Here is a 17,801-nt window from a genome sequence, read left to right as displayed (position 1 = left end):
CCTCCCCTTTTACTTGTCAGCTTGCCTCGCGCAGCTTGAAGCGCTGGATCTTCCCGGTCTGGGTCTTCGGCAGCGCCTCGACGAAGGCGATCGCGCGGGGATATTTGTACGGCGCGATCGTCGCCTTGACGTGATCCTGCAGCAGCTTGACCTCGACCTCGTCGCAGCGCGCGCCCTGCTTCAGCACGATGAACGCCGAGACGATCTGCCCCCGCTCCTCGTCGGGTGCGCCGATCACGGCGCACTCCGCGACATCGGGATGGCCGAGCAGCGCGGCCTCCACCTCGGGACCGGCGATGTTGTAGCCCGCCGAGATGATCATGTCGTCGGCCCGTGCCACGAAGGACAGCCGGCCGTTCTCGTCCCTGACGAAGGCATCGCCGGTGATGTTCCAGCCGTCGCGGACATATTTGGTCTGCCGGGAGTCGGCGAGATAGCGGCAGCCGGTCGGACCGCGAACCGCCAGCTTGCCGACCTGGCCCGCCGGCAGCTCGTTCATGTCTTCGTCGACGATCTTCGCCTCGTAGCCGGTGACAGGCGTGCCCGTGGTGCCGCCGACGGCGCTGCCGGTGCGGTTGGTGATGAAGATGTGCAGCAGTTCAGTGCTGCCGATGCCGTCGAGGATCGGCTTGCCGGTCTTCCTGGTCCAGCTCTCGAACACCGGCGCCGGCAGCGTCTCGCCGGCCGAGACGGCGAGCCGCAGCGACGACAGATCGGCGCCCTTGTCCATCGCGGCCATCATCGCGCGATAGGCGGTCGGCGCGGTGAAGCAGATCGTCGCCTTGTAGGTTTCGATGATCCGGATCATCTCGCTCGGCGCCGCGTTCTCCAGCAGCGTCGCGGTGGCGCCGAAGCGCAGCGGGAAGATCGCGAGCCCGCCGAGGCCGAATGTGAACGCAAGCGGCGGCGAGCCGACGAACACGTCGTCGGGTGTGACCTTGAGCACTTCCTTCGCATAGCCGTCGGCAACGATCAGGAGATCGCGGTGGAAGTGCATGGTCGCCTTGGGCTCGCCCGTCGTGCCCGACGTGAAGCCCAGCAGCGCGACGTCGTCGCGGCCGGTCTTCACCGCATCGAACTTGACCGGCTTGTTCAGCGCGATCCGGTCGAGCTCGGCGTCGTGGTTCTGCGTGCCGTCGAAATTGACGACCTGCTTGAGGAATTTGCTGGTCTTGGCGCAGGCCACCAGTTCATCCGCGATGCGGCTGTCGGTTAGCGCCAGCGAGATCTCGGCCTTGTCGACGATCTTGGCCAATTCGCCGGCGCGCAGCATCGGCATGGTGTTGACGACGACGGCACCGGCCTTGGTCGCAGCGAGCCAGGCCGCGACCAGCGCCGGGTTGTTGCCCGAGCGGATCAGCACGCGATTGCCGGGCTTGACGCCGTAATTCTCCACCAGCGCGTGCGCCAGGCGGTTCGACCAATCGGTCAGTTCCTTGTAGGTGCGCTGACGGCCATTGCCGATCAGCGCGATGCGATCGCCCATCCCCTGCTCGACGATGCGGTCGGTCAGCTCGACCGCGGCGTTGAGATAATCCGGATATTGAAACTCCGGCCGGTCGAGCAGCAGCTGCGGCCATTGCGCTGATGGCGGCAGGTTGCGCCGTGCGAAATCGTCGACATGCCCGGATGGGCCGAGCCCGGGAAATTCACCTGACATTCGATTGCCCCTCGCTTTCCATCCAGAAAGGCCAAGACCAATATCGAGAAGAACAAGGACGCCCCGCAGCGTTCCAATCGCCAATCATTTTATACTTAAAATAGTTTGGCGCAAGGGTGGAAATCGCGCGGCAATCGCCGGCCGATCCTTCAGAACCTCAGATTTGCGTAAGCTGCTTCAGCCGCGCGACCATCGCCGAGCCCGGGTCGGCGAGCGGCGCGATCGCGGTGAAATGATTGGCGTCCGGCACAACGCCGAACCGCGTTGCGACGCCCGCTTTGCCCCAGACATCGACGATGGTCCGGCTCTGCCGGTGATATTCCGCGCTCTCGGCGCCGCCGACGACGGCATCGAGCGTCGCGCCCGCAGGCGGCGTCCAGGACAGCGGGCTCGCCGCACGTGCTGCGGCGCGGTCGAGGCCAAGCGCCTTGTTGATGGAGGTGCCGACCAATGGCTCAAGCTCGAACAGGCCGGAGATCGCGTAAGCAGCCCTGACCAGGTCCTTCGGCAGCGACCCATCATAGGCCGGCCAATCGGTCGCGAGCATGCATGCGGCAAGATGTCCGCCTGCGGAGTGTCCCGACACGACCAGCGGCCGGCCGAGTCTGGCCAGTTCGCGGCACGCCGCACGCATCTCGCCGATGATGTCGCCGACCGTGACATTGGGACAGAGATCGTAGCTCGGCACCGCGACGCCGATGCCGTGGCCATTGAGCCCTCGCGCGCAGTGGCTCGATGACGAGCCGTCGAGCGCCTGCCAGTAGCCGCCATGGATGAAGACCACGAGCGGGCCGTCACGATCGCCTTCGAACAGGTCGATGACGTTGCGGCTGCCCGGACCATAGGTCAGCCGCCGCGGCGGATGCTGCTCGCGATAGGCCGCGGAGTCCCTCGCCCAGCCGGCCATCAGCGCCGGATTTTCCGGCACCCGCGCCCGGTTGTTGTATTCGACCTCGTAATCGACCTCGGTCACGGCTTTAAGCGCTCCTTGCCTTGGCGGAGCGCTGCGCCGAGCCCTTGGCCTTGGCGAGCAGCCGCATAAGTTCGCGGATATCCTTCGGCGAGAGGTCGCCGAAGATATCGGCGATCCACTTCTCGTGCTCGGCGGCCATCTTGCGGAATTCGGCGCGGCCGAGCTTTGTGAGCCGGATGAACTGCACGCGGCGGTCCGTCTCCGAGGTGCGGCGATCGAGATGGCCTGATTCAACCAGGCGCTCGACCAGCCCGGTGACGTTGCCGTTGGATACCATCATCCGCTTCGACAGGTCCGACAGCGTCATGCCGTCGGATACCTTGTCGAGTTGGGCCATCAGGTCGAAGCGCGGCAGCGTGACGTCGAACTTCTCGCGCAGCCGGCTGCGCACCTCGCCTTCGATCAGCGTGGTGCAGGTCAGGAGGCGCAGCCACAGCCTGAGCTCGGTGCCGTGGTCGTCGGGCAGTTCGACGGCTTTGGTTTCGGAATCGAGGATCATGCGGCGATCGTGCCTCCGCGGCGGGTTCCGGTCGGACCAATTGCTTTGAGCTTCAAGCAATTCGCGGCGCCCCGCAAGGACAATTGCGAATCGTGCCTGATCCGTCTGGGCAATCCTGCAATTTCTTTAAACTTCAAGCAATTGGCGCGGCGCTTGCATGTGCTACGCCTGCATGGTCCGCGGCGATCATCCTGACGCAATGCCGCATCGCTTGCAGCGGTCGCGCGCGTCAGACTAAGCTGCGGCCAATTGGGCTGAAGCCGAAACATCAAAAGCAGTGGTCGGGGGAGAGACATGAAACAATTGATGAAGCTCGCGGGATTGGCGGCGCTGCTGGGTGTCGCCGTCACCCCGGCGACCGCGGAGGAGAAGATCAAGATCGGCGTGCTGGTCACGACCTCCGGCCCGGCCGCGGCGCTCGGCCAGCAGGTCCGCGACGGCTTTGCGCTCGCGATCAAGGACCTCGGCGGCAAGATGGCCGGCCGCGATGTCGAGATCGTCAACGCCGACGACGAACTGAAGCCCGACGTCGCGGTGGTCAAGGTGCGTGGCCTGCTCGAGCGCGACAAGGTCGACTTCGTGGTCGGCCCGATCTTCTCCAACATCCTGCAGGCGATCCACCGCCCGGTCACCGACAGCAAGACCTTCCTGATCAGTCCGAACGCTGGTCCCTCCAGCTACGCCGGCAAGGAGTGCAACCCGTTCTTCTATGTGACGTCGTACCAGAACGACCAGGTGCACGAGATCCTCGGCAAGGTGGCGCAGGACCGCGGCTACAAGCGCGTCTACCTGCTGGTGCCGAACTATCAGGCCGGCCGCGACTCCGTCGCCGGCTTCAAGCTCGACTACAAGGGCGAGGTCGTCGAGGAATCCTACACGCCGCTGAACACGCTGGATTTCCAGCCCGAACTCTCCAAGATCGCCGCGCTGAAGCCGGACGCGCTGTTCACCTTCATGCCGGGCGGCATGGGCGTTAATCTCGTGAAGCAGTACAAGCAGGCTGGCGCCACCGTGCCGGTGCTCTCCGCCTTCACCGTCGACGAATCCACCCTGCCCGCGCAGCAGGACGCAGCGGTCGGCATGTTCGGCGGGGCGAACTGGGCCCCGAACCTCGACAATCCCCAGAGCAAGAAGTTCGTCGCCGCCTATGAGGCGGCCTACAACGGCGTGCCCGGCACCTACGCCATGCAGGCCTATGACGCGGCGCTGTTGATCGACAGCGCGGTCAAGGCCACAAAGGGCGACCTCTCCAACAAGGACGCGGTCGCGGCGGCGCTGAAAAAGGCCGACTTCACCTCGCTGCGCGGTAACTTCAAGTTCAGCAACAACGGCTATCCGATCCAGGATTTCTATCTCACCAAGGTCGCGAAACGGCCGGACGGCAAATTCCAGACCGAGATCGTCGAGAAGGTGTTTTCGAATTATGGCGATCGCTACGCCAAGGACTGCGCGGCAAAGTAAGGCACTCAAAGCGTTTTCGAGCGAAATGGGTATCGGTTCGCGTGAAGAAAACGCGTCAAATGGAGATCAAGAGACATGACGATGAAAGACGAGATCGCCGGCATCACCCGCGCCAATGAAGGCATCCAGGGCATTTCCTGGAGCATCCTTGGCCAGACCTACGTCCCGAAGAGCCGCACCGAGCATTCATTCTCCTGGCACGCCACCTTCCCGCCGGGCACCTTCGTTCCTCCGCATATCCACCCCGACCAGGACGAGTACCTCTACATCCTCGAGGGCAAGCTCGACTTCATGCTCGACGGCGCCGACGAATCCGCAACTCCTGGCGATCTGGTTCGCCTGCCGATGGGCAAGCCGCACGGCATCTTCAACAAGTCGCAGCAGCCGGCCAAGACGCTGTTCTGGGTGTCGCCGACGCGGAGGCTCTACGACCTGTTCTGGGCGATCCACAACATGAAGGAGCAGAACCCGGATGACGTGGTGCGGCTCGCCGCCGAGCACAACATCCACTTCCTGCCGCCGCCGCCGGCGTAGCTTATTCCGTCATTGCGAGCGAAGCGAAGCAATCCATATTTCCGCGATCGCGGAACGATGGATTGCTTCGTCGCTTTGCTCCTCGCAATGACGGTGTGGAGATGGCCTGCCGGACGTCTCCTCCTGCAAAGGACCTATTGCCGCGCCACCACGCGCGCGGCAAAGCCGGCCTTGGCGGCATAGCCGCGGACGATCGCCTCGCGCGCCTCGTAATTGAGGATGGTGTCGACGTCGGTAAAGCCCTGCGGCGCGAGCTGTTCGACGGCGTCGATCACGCCTTCCGGCCCGCCGCGGCGGTTGGAGGCAACGATGTCGGCGGTCATCGGCAGCCGCTGCCGCTCATAGGCCGCCAGCGCGTGGCGCGGATGCTCCGCCCGCGCCAGCAGGTCGGCCAGGCAGCGCGCATCGAGGATCGCCTGCGATGCGCCGTTCGAGCCGACCGGATACATCGGATGCGCGGCGTCGCCGAGCAGCGTGACCCGGCCGCTCGACCAATACGGCAAGGGATCGCGGTCGCAGCACGGATACTCCCAGAACTCAGGCGTCGCGTTGATCAGGCCGGCGAAGTCGACCTGCGGGATCGTGAAACCAGTGACATAGGGCATCATCTCGTCGCGCCGGCCGAGATTGGACCAGCCCTCGCGGCGCGGCGGCGGCGAGGTGCCGTCGCCGATCCGCACCAGCACCGCCCAGTTGGTGAGGCGGCTCGCGGGGCTCGAGCCCGCCGCGATCGGATAGATCACGGCCTTGGCGTTCAGGCCGCCGGCGATGATCATCGAGCGCCCGGTCAGGAACGCCGGCCAGTCGGTCGCGCCGCGCCACAGCATCAGGCCGTTCCAGCACGGCCCGCCCTCGTCCGGAAACAGCGTCTGCCGCACCTTCGAGTGGATGCCGTCGGCGCCGATCAGAATGTCGCCGCGCGCGGTGCGCACATGGGCGCCGCTGCGGTCGAAGAAATAGGCCGAGACGCCGCCCTCGTCCTGGGTGAAGGAGCCGAGCCGGCAGCCGGTGTGGATCGCATCCGCGCCGAGCCGGTCGATCACGGCCTGATGGATCACGCTTTGCAGGCGGCCGCGATGGATCGAGAATTGCGGCACGTCGTGGCCGGCATCGAGCCCGCGCTTCTCGTGCCAGACCTGCTGGCCATGTCGCGTCAGATAGAACAGCTCATAGGTGCGGATCGCCACCTCGTCGAGCTTGTCGAGCAAACCAAGCCCCGCCAGCTCGCGGATCGCATGGGGCAATGTGTTGATGCCGACGCCGAGCTCGCGGATCGTCTCGGACTGCTCGTACAGCTCGCAAGCGATGCCGCGCGAGCGCAGCATCAGCGCAGTGGTGAGGCCTCCGATTCCGCCTCCGACGATAATCGCCTTCATCGTCCTCACCTCCACTCACAACAGGACGCTTTTACGCTTTGGCCTAAGGTCGCATGCCCGCTCGCCCCGCCCGCAAGCGGGTTTGTCGTCTGGGACTTGGGCGGGCCCGCGACGATTGGGCTTAGGCTTATCATTGCTTCAGCGTACTCCGATCCATCTCCGTCACCCTGAGGCGCTCGCGCAGCGAGCCTCGAAGGGTAGACGGCCACCAGCCGGGCCGTGCATCCTTCGAGACGCCGCTTCGCGGCTCCTCAGGATGACGGGATTGGCGGAACTGCGTCGCCCTCAATCCGGCACCACCGCAATCGCCTGGATTTCCACCTTGGCGCGATCCTCGATCAGGCCGGCAACCTGGATCGCGGTCATCGCCGGAAAGCGCCGGCCGATGATGTCGCGATAGACCGTGCCGATCTCCTTCAGCCGCGCGGAATATTCCTTGCGGTCGAGCAAGTACCAGGTCATCGACACGATGTGCTCCGGCCCGGCGCCGCCGGCGGCGGCGACCGCGACGATGTTGCGCAAGGTCTGGCCGATCTGCGCGACGAGATCGTCGGTCTCGAACACGCATTGTCCGTTCCAGCCGATCTGGCCGGCGATGAAGAGCTGTTTGCCGCGCGCGGCGATGCCGTTGGCGTAGCCGATCGGCTTGGCCCATCCCTGGGGTTGCAGGATCTCGATCATCTCAATTGCCCTCGAAGGCCGGTTTCTGCTTTGCGGCGAACGCCTCGAAGGCGCGGCGGAAATCGCCGGTGACCATGCAGATCGCCTGCGCCTGCGCTTCCGACTCGATCATCTCGTCGACGCCCATCGCCCATTCCTGGTTGAACATCGTTTTCGTCACGCCATGCGCGAACCACGGTCCATCGGCGAGCGAGCGCGCCAGTTCTTGCGCGGCACCGGCGAGCTCGGCCGGCGGCACCAGACGGTTGTGGAAGCCCCACGCAAACCCTTCCTCGGCGCTCATCGCACGCCCGGTGTAGAGCAGATCGGCCGCATGCCCCTGCCCGATCACGCGCGGCAGCAGTCCGCACGCGCCCATGTCGGCACCGGCTAGGCCGACGCGGGTGAACAGGAACGCGGTCTTGGCCTGCGGCGTCGCCAGCCGCAAATCGGACGCCAGCGCCAGCATCGCACCGGCCCCGGCGCAAATGCCGTCGATCGCGGCGACGATGATCTGCGGGCATTTGCGCATCGCCCGCACGACCTCGCCGGTCATCCGCGTGAAGGCCAGCAGGTCCGGCATCGCCATCCGCGTCAACGGCTCGATGATCTCGAACACATCGCCGCCGGAGCAGAAATTACCCTCGGCGCCGGTCAGCACGATCGCGCGGACATCGGAGGCATATTTGAGATTGGTGAAGAGATCGCGCAGCTCCTCATAGGACTCGAAAGTCAGCGGATTCTTCTTGTCCGGCCGGTTCAGCGTGATGGTCGCGACACGGCCGCTCGCATCGACCTGCCAGCGGAAGTGCTTGGCGGGATAATCCTTGAACGGCCGGAGCTTTGCTTTCATCTCGGACATGACGTGTTCCTTCACCCGGTAAAGACTTCGCCGCCGGCGACCGCGACGGCTTGTCCGTTGATTGACGATGCGCCCTCGGCGGCAAGCCAGAGGATGGCGTCGGCGACCTCCTCCGGCGTCACCAGCCGCTGCATCGGATTGACTTTTGCCAACGCTGCGCGCGCTTCCTGTTCGCTGCGGCCGGTCTTGGCGACGATGTTAGCGGCGGCATCCGCCACCAGCGGCGTATCGGTGTAGCCGGGGCAGACCGCATTCACGGTGACGCCGCGCCGTGCATATTCCAGCGCCAGCGAGCGCGTGAGGCCGATGACGCCGTGCTTGGCCGCGACATAGGCCGAGACGTAGGCATAGCCAGTGAGACCCGCGGTCGAGGCGACGTTGATCACGCGGCCGCGGCCGCGTTGCGCCATGCCCGGCAACACCGCATGCGTCACCAGGAACACGCTGGAGAGATTGCTCGCCAGCATGTCCGCCCACAGCGCCGCATCCGTCTTGTCGAACGGCGCACTTCCGGCCTTGCCGGCATTGTTGACGAGAATATCGATCGGCCCCGCCTCAGCCTCGATCTGCGCGACACCCTTGGTCACCGCAGCTTGATCGGTCACGTCGATCGAAACCACGGCGCCAACCTGCTTGTCGAGCGATGCCGCCGTCGCCTTCAGCGCGTCGATCCGCCGCCCGGCGATGCTGACGCGCACGCCGGCTTTTGCGAGAGCGATCGCCGTCGCGGCGCCGATGCCGGAACCGGCACCGGTCACCAGCGCATGTGCGTTGGGCCAGAACCTCATCATGCCTTCACTCCCGCAGCCGCGCGTTCGAGATTGGCTTCATATTGCGACTTGCCCGACAGGTACTGCTTCGGCCAGGCGACCTGCTTGACGCCGATCTTCGCGGCCTCATGCAGCGTCCAGGCGGGGTCGGCGAGATGCGGCCGCGCGATGGCGCAGAGATCGGCGCGGCCGGCGGCGATGATCGAGTTGGCGTGATCCGCCTCCGAGATCGCGCCGACCGCGATGGTCGCGATGCCGACCTCGTTGCGGATCTTGTCGGCGAATGGGGTCTGGTAGAGCCGGCCATAGACCGGATGGTCGTCGGCCCAGACCTGCCCCGAGGAGCAGTCGATCAGGTCGGCTCCCGCCTCCTTGAACAGCTTCGCGAAGGCCAGTGCATCCTCGGGCGTGTTGCCGCCCTCGGCCCAGTCGTGACAAGACAGGCGGACCGACATCGGCTTGTCCTCCGGCCACACCGCGCGGACGGCGCGGAACACCTCCAGCGGATAACGCGCGCGGTTCTCGATCGATCCGCCATAGTCGTCGGTGCGGCGGTTGGTCAGCGGCGAGAGGAAGCTCGACAGTAGATAGCCGTGAGCGCAGTGCAGCTCCAGGATATCGAAGCCGGCGGCCGCACCGCGCCTGGCTGCGGCGACGAACTGCTCGCGCACCTCGTCCATCTCGGCGCGGCTCATCGGCTCCGGAATCTGGCCGTCGGGCAGATAAGGCACTGACGAAGCCGACACCAGCGGCCAGTTGTGGTCCGGCAGCGCTTCGTCCATGCCTTCCCAGGCGACGCGCGTTGAGCCCTTGCGGCCGGCATGGCCGAGCTGGATGCCGATCCTGGCTTGCGAATTCTGATGCACGAAGTCGACGATGCGCTTGTAGGCCGCCGCCTGCGCGTCGTTCCAGAGGCCGCAGCAGCCGGGCGTGATCCGCGCTTCCGGCGACACGCAGGTCATCTCCGTAAACAGAAGGCCGGCACCGCCGAGCGCGCGGGAGCCGAAATGCACCAGATGGAAGTCGGTCGGCACGCCCTCCTCCGCCGAATACATCGCCATCGGCGAGACGATGATGCGGTTATGAAGCGACAGGCCGCGGATCTGGAATGGCGTCAGCATCGGCGGCGTGACGCGGTCGTTGGTCGCGGCCACGCCGCTGCGCTCCGCGAACCAGCGCTCATAGCCCTCGAGCCATGTCTTGTCGCGCAGCCGCAGGTTCTCGTGGCTGATGCGCTGCGAGCGGGTCAGCAGCGAATACATGAACTGCTCCGGCTCCAGCGTGTCGGCATAGCGCGAGCCGACCACCTCGAACCATTCCATCGCGTTGCGCGCGGCGTTCTGGATCCGTGCCACGTCGACCCGGCGCAGCTCCTCGTAAGCCTTGAGCACCGCGGGAATGCTGTCCCGCGTCGCGCCGTGGATCTTGAACTGGTTGGTCAGCTCGATCGCATCCTCCAGCGCGAGCTTGGTTCCCGATCCGATCGCGAAATGCGCGGTGTGGGCGGCGTCGCCCATCAGCACGACATGGCTGTTGCCGTTGAACGCGGTCCATTTGCCGCAGATCAGCCTGGGAAACGACAGCCAGGCCGAGCCGCGCAGATGCCGCGCGTTGGAGACCAGATGATGCCCCTCGAGGATTTCCGCGAACACGTTCTCGCAGAACGCTATGGAGTCGTCCTGCTCCATCTTGTCGAGACCGTGGGCGAGATAGGCCTCCTCGGTGGTCTCGACGATGAAGGTCGCCGCGCCCTCCTCGAACTTGTAGATGTGCGCCTGGAACCAGCCGTGCTCAGTCTTGCGGAAGTCGAAGGTGAAGGCGTCGAACGGACGGTTGGTGCCGAGCCAGATATAGCGGTTCGGCCGCATCAGCATGTCGGGCTGGAAGGCCTCGGCATATTTGACGCGCACCTTCGAATTGACGCCGTCGCATGCCACGATCAGGTCGGCGTCGGGAAACTCGAGATCGGAATTCACCTCGCGTTCGAAGATCAATTCGACGCCGAGCTCCTCGGCGCGCGCCTGCAGGATGTTGAGCAGCCGCTTGCGGCCGATGCCGACGAAGCCGTGGCCGGTGGTGCGCATGCGCCGGCCCTTGATCAGGACCTCGATGTCGTCCCAGTGGTTGAAGGCCTGCTCGATCGTGTCAGCGGTGACCGGATCCCATTTGCGCATGTTGTCCATGGTCGCATCCGAGAACACCACGCCGAAGCCGAAGGTGTCGTAGGGCCGGTTGCGCTCGACCACCGAAATGACGTGCGCGGAATCCAGCATCTTCATCAGGATGCCGAAATAAAGCCCGGCCGGCCCGCCTCCAATGCAAACGATACGCATGGCGTTCTCCCGTTGGCTTCGGCGGGTTGGGGGTGCGGACGAGGCGTGTTCCCCCTGGAGCCGACAAGGGATAATATTTTATACTTAAAATAATTGTCAAGGGAGTTGGCGCCCCACCCAACGCTGTCGTCCCGGCGCAGGCCCATAGGCGCTAAAATAGGATTTGCGCCTTGGATTCGCTTGTGATTCCAAGATGGAATGGCACACGAATCGCTTGTGAACAAAGATTGGGCGCGCGTTGTCGCCCGACTTGGCGGAGCCGAGGCTCTGAACATTAGCGCGCGCAAGACGAAGGCGTTTGTCCGTCCGCGGGAGATCAGCAATGCGGTCGACTTGCTGCGCCTGATCTTGGCTTATTGCCTTGGTGAGAAAGGGCTGCGGTTGACGGCGGCATGGGCCACGTCGGTTGGGCTTGTCGATATCTCCAACGTGGCTCTGTTGTATCGCTTACGTCAGTGCGGAGATTGGCTGGCAATCTTGGTCGAGCAGGCGCTTGCCGCCGCGGCGCCGAAGGCGAGCCGCGGTCGTCTGATCCGTATTGTTGACGCCACGACGGTCCCCAAGGCTGGGACGAGCGGCAGGAACAAGAACGCAGTGTGGCGTATCCATAGCGCGTTCGATCTTCCGCAGGAGCGCTTTGGTCACTTCGAACTGACCGATCAGCGAGCGGGCGAGACGCTGGATCGGATACCGGCGGTTGCCGGTGAGATCCGTCTTGCCGATCGCGCCTATCTGCAACCGGAGCGCATGGCGCATCTCGTCGATGCCGATGCGGACTTCGTGATCCGGGCCGGCTGGAAGAGCGCGCGCTGGCTCGATGCCGAAGGTAATCTTGTTGACCTCACTGCCGAACTGCGCAACGCCTCGGCGCGTGGCCTGATCGATCGGCCGATTTGGATAAAGCGCAAGTCAGGTGCGCCGCCGCTCGCAGTGCGTCTGGTTGCCGCGAAGAAGCCGGCGCAAGCTGCTGCGGCTGCGCGACGCAAGGCGCGCCGGACTGCACAAAAGGGAGGTCATCAGCTCTCCAGGCAAACACTTGACGCCGCAGATTGGGTGATCCTGGTGACCTCACTCAGGCCAGAGGACTTCACGACTGCAGATATCCTCGCCCTCTATCGGCTGCGATGGCGCATTGAGCTCGGCTTCAAGCGGCTGAAAAGCCTGATTGGCCTGAAGGGACCTCCCGGAACCGACGAGCGGTCCGCCAGACCCCATATCCTCGCTCATCTGCTGATCATTCTATTGCTCGAGCCGCTCGTCGACGAACTCGAAGACTCTCCCCGCTTGGCCGACGCCGCCTGACCCACCCAGTGACGTGGCGTCTGCTGCGCCAGCTCGTAGCTTCGCTACGGCAAGCGATCATTCCACAGCCCGCAATCGCTCTACTCTGCAGAGCCAGTCACGCTCTCCGGCGACATCTACGCGAGCCACCCAGACATAAGCGCCACTATCAGACTATGATCAAACTATCTTAGCGCCTATGGGCGCAGGCCGGGACCCATACGCCGCAGCAGATATTGTCGGCGGGACTCGTCGTTCCAGCGACGTACAACAATGACGATCTGTGGTTATGGGTCCCGGCCTGCGCCGGGACGACACTGAACTTGTTGCCCCTGATTTGCCCGTCGAAGGCGTGGCAAGACGGCGGATTGCGCTGCGCTAATCCGCCCTACGCCGAGGATCTACCCACTGCACGCGCCGTCAATGCACCGCGGCGTACAGGATCTTGTCCTGCGTCGCGTCCGCCGCATCGAACTCGGCGACGATGCGGCCGGTGCGGGCGACCAGGATGCGGTCGGACACCGCGAGGATCTCCGGCAGGTAGGACGAGATCACCACCACCGCCTTGCCCTCGTCGGCGAGGCGGCGGATTTCGCCGTGGATGTGCGGGATGGTGCCGACGTCGACGCCGCGCGTCGGCTCGTCGAAGATGATGATCGAGGGGTCCTGCACCAACGTCTTGGCCAGCACCACCTTCTGCTGGTTGCCGCCGGACAGCTCGATGATCCTGGCCTTGCGCTGCAATGCGCTGATCTTGAGCCGATCGACCCAGTAGCTGGCGAGCTTGCTACGCCGCGCGCGCGACAGCAGGAAGCTCCAGCCCTTTCCGGTGGCGAGGCTGCCGATATAGACGTTGTCGTCGACCACCATGGTCTCGAAGAAGCCGTTGGCCTTGCGGTCCTCGGTGATGTAGGCGATGCCGTCATTGATCGCCTGCCGCGGCACGCGGTAGCGGATCGGCTTGCCGCGCAGCCGGATGGTGCCGCCATTGACCAGATTGCGCTTCAGTGCGCCATAGATGATCTTGGCGATCTCGGTGCGGCCGGAGCCGATCAGGCCGGCGATGCCGACCACCTCGCCGGCATAGACCGAGAACGACATGTTCTTGACCGCCATGCCCATGGTGACGTTCTCGACCGTCAGCACCTTCTCGCGGCGCTGATGGGTTTTCGCCTTGCCGCCATAGACCGCCTGCGCCACCTCGCGGCCGACCATGTGCTGCACCAGCGCGTCGCGGGTGAGCTGCCTGGCCGGCGCCGTGATCACCAGCTTGCCGTCGCGCAGCACGGTGATGCGGTCGGCGATCTGCAGGGACTCCTCCAGCGCATGCGAGATGTAGATGATCGAGACGCCGCGGGCGCGCAGGTCGCGCACCAGATGGAAGAAGTGGACGATCTCCTCCGGCGTCAGCGACGCGGTCGGCTCGTCGAAGATGATGATGCGCGCCTTGTTGTAGATCGCGCGCGCGATCTCCACCATCTGCTTCTTGGCGGTGCCGAGCAGCGCCACCGGCGTTGCCGGATCGACGTGGAAGTTGAGCGACTGCAGCAGCTGCTGGGCCTGGATGTTCAGGGTCCGGAACCGCGTCAGCAGCTTTTCGTTGCCGAGCTCGATGTTCTGCGCGGCGGTCATGGTCGGCACCAGACTGGTCTCCTGATAGACCATGCAGATGCCGGCATTGAGCGCGTCGCGCGGCTGCTCGAAGCCTGTCGGCTTGCCGTCGAGCAGATAATCGCCGGAGGTGAGCTGGATCGCGCCCGCGATCGCCTTGCACAGCGTCGATTTGCCGGCGCCGTTCTCGCCGACCAGCGCATGCACCTCGCCGGGATAGAGGTCGAAATTGACGCCCTCGATGGCGTGGACGCCGCCATAGATCTTCGAGCCGTTGGTGATCCGCAGCACCGGCTCGCGGGCTGCGGAGCTCTCTGCCGTCCTGGCGCCGGGGGCCGCCTGCATCACACCGTCATTCATCGCAGCTCTCCCGTATGGCGCAGCAGGCGTCCGGCGCCGCGCGCCGCGATCACGACGCCCGATGGCGTGGCGCAGGCGGCGGTGATGCCGTGGAAGCGGCCGCCGGCGCGGCTGTGCAGGCTGTCGGTCGCATCGCCCTCGGCATCGAGATGCACCAGCAGACCGTAGGAGCGCGGCGGCGCCCACGGCTTCTGGATACCGAGCGCCTTGACGCTGCCGATCTGCATCGGCTCGAGGCAATCGCTGCCGCCGGCGAGCGCCGGCGCGACCCAGTAATCCGGCGGCATCGTCGCCATCATCTCCTCGCGGAAATCGTCTTCCTTGAGCACGAACTCGATCAGATGGGTGCGGCGGGCGAAGATGCCGAGCAGCATGCCGCCGTGGCCGTCCGGATGCAGCCGCGCCGGATAGCCCGGCATGTTGGCGGCGACGGTCTCGCGCGGACCAAGCCCGTTGCCGCCAAGCGCGAACCGGCTGAGGCGATGCGCCCAGCTTTCGGTGAGCCACAGGCTGTTGCCGTCGGCCGAAACACTCACGCCATAAGGATAGGGCAGATCGCGCAGCAGCACCTGCGGATTGTCGAGGCCGGCGCCGCAGCTGATGAGCCGGCCATTGGCGCGCTTCTCCATCAAATCGTGCCGCCATTCGCCTGGACGGCGACCGCTACTGCCTTCGACGGCATAGATGCGGCCATCGGGCGCCGCCGTCACCGACAGCAGCCCCGTGAGCGCGCTGCCGCCCACGGACTCCAGCCAGCGCGGATCGGGCTTCGCCGGATCGATCGCGGCAAGGCCCCTGCCCGCGACGCAGACCAGGAGGCGGCCGTCCGGATGCAGCGCGAGCCCGCCGGCATCATCCTCGAATTCGGCGACGACCGTACGTGTCGACAAGTCACTGCCGCCGAGCTTCAGCACCCGGCGTCCGGCCGAGACATAGACCGTGCCGTCGCCGGCGTCGATCACGTCGTCGACGCCGGGCAACGGCTCGCCGATCGGTGTGGCGGTGTCGAGCCGGTCGTTCGAGCTCAGCGCGCCGTCGAGCGGCGGGATCGCGTTCTGGCCGCCGTCGCGGTCGATGACGCTGCGGATGTCGCGCAGCAGATGATCGAAAAATCCCATTACTTCGTCACCCTGCTCTTTGCGCCCCAATAGGCATCGTAGCCGGTCCAGCTGTCGTCGACGCCGTCGAGCTTGATGCGACCGATCCGGTTGTTCTCGAGCCCGCCGAGATAGAGATAGCCCTGATGCTCGCGCATCGACGTCAACGTCGAATGCGAGATGCCGGTCGGGTCCCACCAGGATTCCAGCGCCTCGCCGTTCTCGTTGAATTTCAGCACGCAGCCATGGTTGAGCGCCGGCGCCAGCCACTCGTCGGTCGGCACCTGCTTCACCATGCGCAGGCGGAAGCCGGGCTTTCGCGCGGCAAGGTCGAAGGTCGGTGTGCGGATGCCGACCAGCGCCAGCCAGTAGGTGCCGTCGGAAGCGCGGTTGATGTTGTCCGGGTTGCCCGGCAGTTCGTCCATCAGCACCTCGGTCTTGCCCTTGTTCGGCCCGTCGATCCAGTGGCGGAACACCTTGCACAGCGAGGTCGACGCGATCAGAATCGACTTGCCGTCATGCGAGACGCAGATCCCGTTCGGGAAATAGAAGTGGTTGATCACCGTGCGCGTGGTCCTGGTCGCCGGGTCGTAGCAGACCACACGGCCGTTCGGCCGGCCCTCGAGGATGTCGAGGGTGTTGGTGGTCATCTCGTAGCGCGTGGTGCAGTCGCTGAAATAGATCTTGCCGTCGGGCGCGATGTCGAGGTCGTCGGCCATGCGCAGGCGGGAATCGTCATTCAGCTTGTACCAGGTGCGGTTGGTCTCGTCGGTGACCTTGAAGATGCGGCCATCGGGGGCGACGCCGTAGACGCCCATGCCGGCGACGGCGACGATCAGATTCTCATCGCGATCGAACTGCATGCCGAGCGGCCGGCCGCCGATATGGGCGAACACCTCGCGGGTCTCGAAGTTCGGCCCGGAGAAGCGGATCACATTGCCGTCGCGGGTCGAGCCGTAGAGCCGGCCCTGGCGGTCGAGGATGACGTCCTCGGGCCCCTCGACCTGATCGACGCCGATCGCCTGCGCATTGATCAGCCGGTCGTTCTGCGCGTAGGGCGAGGCCGCGCCGGGCTGCACCGCGGGCGCCGAGGCGAGCGGCACGAAGGCCGGATTGACATAGATCTTCTGGATCGCCTTGCCGCGGTTCTTCGACCATTTGACATCGATGCCGACGGCGGCGAGCAGGATCATGCCGGTCACCGCCGAGGTGACGTAGCCCGGGATGCCCATCCGCACGAGGCCGTTGATCAACAGGAAGATGATCAGCGCGCCGATCATCGCCCGCCATACCGTGCCCTTGCCGCCGGCGAGCGACACGCCCCCGAGCACGACGGCGGTGAGCGCCTGGAATTCCCACCCCACGCCGGTGGTGGAATCCGTCGAGGCTTGCCGCGCGGCGTAGAAGATGCCGCTCGCCGCGCACAGCGTTCCCGACAGCACATAGGTCATGAACAGCATCACGCGGACGCGGATGCCGGCGTGGCGCGCCGCCTTGCGGCTGGCGCCGATCGCGGTGAGATGCCAGCCATAGCGCGAGCGCGACAGGAAGATGTGGCAGATCAACAGCACCACGAACAGCGTCGCCGCATTGACGGGAATGCCGAGCACGCTGCCGCCGCCGATGAAGTCCCAGGCGTCGCTCTCGACCGAGTTGGTCGCGAACACCTGAGCGTAGCTGGTGTTGAGCAGGTTGACCGAGGCGCGCAGGATGATCAGCGTCACCAGCGTGGTCAGGAACGGCCGCGTCTTGAGGAAGCCGATCAGGAAGCCGTTGAGGCTGCCGAGCAGCGCGCCGACCAGAAGCGTCGCCGGCACGGCGAGGCCGACCGGCCATTCGCGCACAAGCAGGAAGTACAGTGCCGCGAAGTTGCACAGCGCGAAGATCGCGCCGACCGACAGGTCGATGCCGCCGGTGACGAGGCAGAACCCCATCGCCAGCGCGACGAAGCCGAATTCGGCGAACAGCCGCAGCAGCGACACCGAGTTCTGCACCGAGGCGTAGTCGGGAATCGTGAGCGCGAAGTACGTCCACAGCCCGATCATCACGGTGAAGGGAACCACCGGCTCGAACCACTGTTTCAGCAACAGCTCCGACAGCAGGAGCCGGGGTGAAAATCGCCGCACCGATGCGGCAAAGGAATCAACGGCCATCGACATCGCCAAAGCACCCTCTTGATTGAGCACGACCTTGCGGAAAACCGGCTTCCACTTTTCCGGATCGTGCTCGTGATCGCGCACGATCTTGCGGAGAGCCGGCTTGCACGTCCCGGATCATGCCCTGGTCATGACGCGATCGGCCATCGCATCGCGACCTCGTCCCTT

At 65.2% G+C, this 17,801-nt stretch carries 14 protein-coding genes; 3 read left to right on the top strand and 11 right to left on the bottom strand.

Translation table 11 applies throughout. From position 1 onward, the window contains the following. Positions 1-16: 16 nt before the first annotated feature. The 3 genes from ACVIHF_RS08610 to ACVIHF_RS08600 form a co-directional block, all read right to left on the bottom strand. Positions 17-1,660: a benzoate-CoA ligase family protein gene (locus tag ACVIHF_RS08610; protein WP_253609433.1), complete on the bottom strand. Its 1,644-nt coding sequence runs from the start codon at positions 1,658-1,660 to the stop codon at positions 17-19. A gap of 157 nt (positions 1,661-1,817) precedes the next feature. Next, complete coding sequence (locus ACVIHF_RS08605; RefSeq protein WP_141339868.1) at positions 1,818-2,633, bottom strand: alpha/beta hydrolase; 816 nt, start codon at positions 2,631-2,633, stop codon at positions 1,818-1,820. Between the two features lie 4 nt (positions 2,634-2,637). Then, on the bottom strand, positions 2,638-3,132 hold the full coding sequence (locus ACVIHF_RS08600; protein ID WP_016845834.1) for a MarR family winged helix-turn-helix transcriptional regulator: 495 nt from the start codon (positions 3,130-3,132) through the stop codon (positions 2,638-2,640). Positions 3,133-3,426: 294 nt separating this feature from the next. On the opposite strand from ACVIHF_RS08600, the gene ACVIHF_RS08595 reads away from it, so the two are divergent. Next, the gene (locus tag ACVIHF_RS08595; RefSeq protein ID WP_253609434.1) at positions 3,427-4,593 is read left to right on the top strand and encodes an ABC transporter substrate-binding protein; all 1,167 of its coding nucleotides are present in this window, start codon (positions 3,427-3,429) and stop codon (positions 4,591-4,593) included. Between the two features lie 81 nt (positions 4,594-4,674). After that, the gene (locus tag ACVIHF_RS08590; protein ID WP_026192554.1) at positions 4,675-5,127 is read left to right on the top strand and encodes a cupin domain-containing protein; all 453 of its coding nucleotides are present in this window, start codon (positions 4,675-4,677) and stop codon (positions 5,125-5,127) included. A 134-nt stretch (positions 5,128-5,261) separates the two neighbouring features. On the opposite strand, the gene ACVIHF_RS08585 is transcribed toward ACVIHF_RS08590, so the two are convergent. The 5 genes from ACVIHF_RS08585 to ACVIHF_RS08565 form a co-directional block, all read right to left on the bottom strand. Next, positions 5,262-6,503, bottom strand: a complete 1,242-nt coding sequence (locus ACVIHF_RS08585; RefSeq protein WP_253609435.1) for a flavin-dependent oxidoreductase — start codon at positions 6,501-6,503, stop codon at positions 5,262-5,264. Between the two features lie 285 nt (positions 6,504-6,788). Continuing rightward, complete coding sequence (locus ACVIHF_RS08580) at positions 6,789-7,184, bottom strand: RidA family protein (RefSeq protein ID WP_253609436.1); 396 nt, start codon at positions 7,182-7,184, stop codon at positions 6,789-6,791. 1 nt (position 7,185) lies between these two features. Beyond that, the gene (locus tag ACVIHF_RS08575) at positions 7,186-8,025 is read right to left on the bottom strand and encodes an enoyl-CoA hydratase family protein (RefSeq protein ID WP_193375388.1); all 840 of its coding nucleotides are present in this window, start codon (positions 8,023-8,025) and stop codon (positions 7,186-7,188) included. A gap of 11 nt (positions 8,026-8,036) precedes the next feature. Next, the gene (locus ACVIHF_RS08570; protein WP_253609437.1) at positions 8,037-8,816 is read right to left on the bottom strand and encodes an SDR family NAD(P)-dependent oxidoreductase; all 780 of its coding nucleotides are present in this window, start codon (positions 8,814-8,816) and stop codon (positions 8,037-8,039) included. After that, on the bottom strand, positions 8,813-11,128 hold the full coding sequence (locus ACVIHF_RS08565) for a bifunctional salicylyl-CoA 5-hydroxylase/oxidoreductase (RefSeq protein WP_253609438.1): 2,316 nt from the start codon (positions 11,126-11,128) through the stop codon (positions 8,813-8,815). The genes ACVIHF_RS08570 and ACVIHF_RS08565 overlap by 4 nt, the downstream gene beginning before the upstream one ends. A gap of 333 nt (positions 11,129-11,461) precedes the next feature. Between ACVIHF_RS08565 and ACVIHF_RS08560 the strand changes: the two genes are divergently transcribed. After that, entirely contained in the window at positions 11,462-12,430 is a 969-nt protein-coding gene (locus ACVIHF_RS08560) for an IS4 family transposase (RefSeq protein WP_310885498.1), read from the top strand. Between the two features lie 399 nt (positions 12,431-12,829). Here ACVIHF_RS08560 and ACVIHF_RS08555 read toward each other — a convergent pair whose 3' ends face one another. The 3 genes from ACVIHF_RS08555 to ACVIHF_RS08545 are packed head-to-tail and all read right to left on the bottom strand — an operon-like array spanning position 12,830 to position 17,630. Then, positions 12,830-14,365, bottom strand: a complete 1,536-nt coding sequence (locus ACVIHF_RS08555; protein ID WP_092079835.1) for a sugar ABC transporter ATP-binding protein — start codon at positions 14,363-14,365, stop codon at positions 12,830-12,832. Positions 14,366-14,376: 11 nt separating this feature from the next. After that, a complete protein-coding gene (locus tag ACVIHF_RS08550; protein WP_253609439.1) occupies positions 14,377-15,498 on the bottom strand; it encodes an SMP-30/gluconolactonase/LRE family protein in 1,122 nt (373 codons plus the stop codon). After that, the gene (locus ACVIHF_RS08545; RefSeq protein ID WP_309144977.1) at positions 15,498-17,630 is read right to left on the bottom strand and encodes an ABC transporter permease; all 2,133 of its coding nucleotides are present in this window, start codon (positions 17,628-17,630) and stop codon (positions 15,498-15,500) included. Before ACVIHF_RS08545 ends, ACVIHF_RS08550 begins: the two co-directional genes overlap by 1 nt. Between the last annotated feature and the right edge of the window lie 171 nt (positions 17,631-17,801).

It is taken from the genome of Bradyrhizobium sp. USDA 4506 (assembly GCF_054058795.1).
Note: the sequence above shows the minus strand (reverse complement) of the source record. Positions and strands in the feature narration are given on the sequence as shown.